The sequence below is a fragment of the Aliterella sp. E5.1 genome (assembly GCF_057473825.1).
This window is the reverse complement of the sequence record NZ_JBYCCV010000210.1, coordinates 1-3,166: the sequence shown is the minus strand read 5'-3', so window position 1 is coordinate 3,166 and position 3,166 is coordinate 1. Positions and strand designations below refer to the sequence as shown.

4 protein-coding genes and 3 pseudogenes are annotated in these 3,166 nt (G+C 43.6%); 4 read left to right on the top strand and 3 right to left on the bottom strand.

Annotated features, from left to right (window positions below; translation table 11 throughout):
- The 3 genes and pseudogenes from AC2VE5_RS25145 to AC2VE5_RS25135 form a co-directional block, all read left to right on the top strand.
- Positions 1–106, top strand: a pseudogene (locus AC2VE5_RS25145) (transposase); the annotation flags it as partial.
- Between the two features lie 102 nt (positions 107–208).
- A pseudogene (locus AC2VE5_RS25140) lies at positions 209–412 on the top strand (short-chain dehydrogenase); the annotation flags it as partial.
- Positions 413–480: 68 nt separating this feature from the next.
- Complete coding sequence (locus AC2VE5_RS25135) at positions 481–999, top strand: hypothetical protein (protein ID WP_486890325.1); 519 nt, start codon at positions 481–483, stop codon at positions 997–999.
- A gap of 44 nt (positions 1,000–1,043) precedes the next feature.
- On the opposite strand, the gene AC2VE5_RS25130 is transcribed toward AC2VE5_RS25135, so the two are convergent.
- Positions 1,044–2,240, bottom strand: a complete 1,197-nt coding sequence (locus AC2VE5_RS25130; protein ID WP_486890324.1) for a virulence factor — start codon at positions 2,238–2,240, stop codon at positions 1,044–1,046.
- A gap of 184 nt (positions 2,241–2,424) precedes the next feature.
- Positions 2,425–2,748: a threonine dehydratase gene (locus AC2VE5_RS25125; RefSeq protein ID WP_486890323.1), complete on the bottom strand. Its 324-nt coding sequence runs from the start codon at positions 2,746–2,748 to the stop codon at positions 2,425–2,427.
- A 28-nt stretch (positions 2,749–2,776) separates the two neighbouring features.
- Here AC2VE5_RS25125 and AC2VE5_RS25120 point away from each other — a divergent pair, with 28 nt between their 5' ends.
- Complete coding sequence (locus AC2VE5_RS25120) at positions 2,777–3,031, top strand: Lin0512 family protein (protein ID WP_486890326.1); 255 nt, start codon at positions 2,777–2,779, stop codon at positions 3,029–3,031.
- A gap of 15 nt (positions 3,032–3,046) precedes the next feature.
- Here the strand turns inward: AC2VE5_RS25120 and AC2VE5_RS25115 are convergent.
- Positions 3,047–3,166, bottom strand: a pseudogene (locus AC2VE5_RS25115) (IS1 family transposase); the annotation flags it as partial.

The following is a 3,166-nucleotide window of genomic DNA, read 5'->3' as shown; positions in this document are numbered from 1 at the left end:
ATGTAAGATCCTCGTTAAGAACTTTGAGCGCACCTTGACCAATGCCACCACGAAGCTCAATCTCTGCTTCGTCAGGTTAATGATTAAGCGACTTGCCGCCTTTTAGAGATGTCAAATGGGTTCTATAACGGATGCGATAGTTCTTAAACAAACCACCGTTGGCATCGCGCTATTCTAGGAAAGAATCAATCAGGCAGTAGCGCGTTCTATGGCAACCTATCTAGTTACAGGGGCAAATCGCGGCATCGGCTACGAATATTGCCGTCAGCTTCAGGCGCGAGGGGATACCGCAATCGCAGTTTGCCCTGAAGCGTCTAAGGAGTTGAAAGCGCTAGGAATCTGAATAGAAGAAAACATCGATATAACTTTTGATAATTCCGTTGCCAATTTGCAAAAGTGGTTGGGAGAAACCTAGAAACCCCGATGATAGAAATTGTGACAATCATGTAAACATTTGCGGAATAACAGCTTGGGTTGAACATGGATAGTGATTTTACGGGAAAGAGAGCAGCACTTAACTATTTGTTTCAAAGACTATTACTAACGCCAGTTCCAACCTATAAAGAGTGGGGAGGCGCTAATGTTGTGATAACTTCTCGTCAAGTCAACAGAGCAAGCAGTAGCTCTTATTCCCAGCTAAGACAGGTTGTTACTGCTGACGCAAAGGAATTGAGTTGGCTTTTCTGCCAACTTCAGAACATTTTTTTAGGATTGTACGACAGTACGTCAGAACTTGAGTTCTTTGGTCGTCTTGCAAATACTGCATTGCGTTATCAGCGCATGAGCAAGGACGATGAAAATCAACGGGACTTGCTATTTGCTGTTCTGCACGAGGCGTTTGCTATATTGGACGAGATGGAAAAAAACACTTTTGAATACTTCCTTGTCTCGCCTGGAAATGAGATTGTAGATGATTTTATTGAGCAGACCAAAAGACGTGGGTTTATCAGTATTAACGAAACAAAAAGATTTTTCGATGAAAAAGGGATTAAGTCATGATGCTTGAACAATGTTCCCAGATAAAGCAGCAGTTAGAGTTGTAATTATTGGTTTACTATGCCTTGAGTAATCCTTTGCCACATTGGTAGTTGAGTACTACCACCGCCCTCAATCCTTTCCAACGCTGCCATCATCTCAATCCGTACATCAAATTCGGTTTCGCTTTTAACAGCTTGGTGTAAAGCATCCAAAGCGCTGAAGTCGCCCAATTCATTACTGAATCGAGCGGCTCTCCACCTCACTAGCTTCGAGGGATCTGTTAATGCTTTAGTCATGGTGGGGATCGCCCCAGTATCCCCCAAATCGCTTAAAGCATCCCCCGCCGTCCGACGCACAATAGCGGAGGGATCGCTAAGGGCAATGCGACAAAGCGGTTCAACTGCGTCTTTCATGCCACTAGCACCTAAAAGAGCCGCCGCCCAGCGACGAATTGTACTTTGTTCGTCATCAAGTAAAGTTAAAACCTGATCCAATGTTTCAGGGTTTACTTCAAGCTGTTGGAGGGATTTAAGTCGATGTTTCCAGTTCGGATTTTGTAGCTCCGTTAATAGAGATTGCTGCAAATCGGTATGGCTAGTTTGTTTAGTTTCAGCATGATTAGAGATTGCGGCAGCTTCGATTCGAGCCAATTCCTCGTCATCAATTAGATCGGCAATTTCATCAGCAACTATCCTTGCCACCTCATCAGGAGAGCCAGCCGGGGACTGATAAGGTTCCCAACGACGCTCGGCTACATAATTGGCTCCTGTTGCCACAATTGTCCTTTGCAGCGCTTGGTTAAATCGGTCGGGCAATGCCACCCGTGCTTGTTTACCATCCGCAGAAATTGCTCGAACCTGAATTGAAATTGCGCGAAACATTTGTACGGCAACTTCAACTTGACCAAAATTTGAGTGTGTAAGCTGCTCGGTAGTGGAATTAGTGCTTGTTGCTGTGATCTGAGAGGGAGAAACTTGAGCGAGCAGCGCTTTATCAGCATCCTTCGCTACCCCAATAATATCTGCCGCTTTCGCTAAAATAGGTTGCCAGTCTGCATTTCCTTGGCGAGTGAGGGTGATGAAATCCTGAAATACGAAGACCGATTGCACTGATTCAATGGCAAGTAACTGTTGGGCAAAAGCAGGGGTATCCAGCTTTGTTTCGCCTTGAGTGAGGGTCATGGCTTTGGCGCTAATCACTTGATTCAGGTTGAGTTTGATACAGTGAGGGCTGGGGGTAGTTTCAATCGAGCGAAGTTGCATAGCCTCATCCTTAAATGTATTTTTCTCAAACAGCCAGCAGTCAAGGCAGTTTTAAAACAAGTGGCATCTACCGTCGCTCCTAGCTCATTATAATTGGGTAAAGATTTCTAAAGCCATATTTGTGTGGCATACCCTTCTATCATCCAAAACCCCACTGCCGCGAGCGCTAGAAGACCCCGATGTCCTACCTCGAAGTTTTTAGTTGTTGAGCCATCTTTATGAAGTCTTTCATCTTAGAATCAGGACGACGACGAGTAGTGCTGTCAGCGCCCTGTAAACAAAGATTTGCTTTACTAGGCACAGCTACCTCTTTTTCAGTTGGTTTTAAACTTTGTTCTTCATTTGTTTCCAGGAAATCTTGTTCGTCTGTAAACCCAAGCAGTTTACCAAGAAAGATTAAAAGCTGTTTGAGCCAGCTAAAGAGGTTTTTCATCAAATTAAAGAACTGATAAAGCCAACCTCCAAGGCGAATGAGCGAATTTTGAAGAATCTGAGTTAAACGAAACATGGCAATAACTAGAATTTAAAAAGTGTTTATAATCTTATTTTACCTAAATTCAACGTCAGTTGAATATGATCAGTTGTGTTGCAAAAACCAATTAGCAGTGCTTTACCCAGAGCAAGTACGAGAAGCAGAAGTGGTGACAGTGCTACCGTTTGGTCGCAAGTCTTTAATTGTTGGGTCTGGTGGTACGGTGGTTCAAGGTCGGGTGATCGCTTCTCTGAATGATAAGAATGACGAGATGCTGATTGCTGTTGCGGCTGTTACGGTTCTAGTTGAGATTGATTAGAAATTAAGGGTAGTGCTAAACATGTAAGGATTTATTGTAATGGTGGATAAAAAGCCAAATAGCACCAATATGATTCTCTAATTTCTTAGAAAACGAAAGCGTCTTTCTGACCAATCGAGCAATACGTTGACGCAT

Coding starts and splice junctions, on each gene's coding strand:
- AC2VE5_RS25135 (WP_486890325.1), top strand. CDS start 481: ATGGATAGTGATTTTACGGGAAAGAGAGCAGCACTTAACTATTTGTTT.
- AC2VE5_RS25130 (WP_486890324.1), bottom strand. CDS start 2,240: ATGCAACTTCGCTCGATTGAAACTACCCCCAGCCCTCACTGTATCAAA.
- AC2VE5_RS25125 (WP_486890323.1), bottom strand. CDS start 2,748: ATGTTTCGTTTAACTCAGATTCTTCAAAATTCGCTCATTCGCCTTGGA.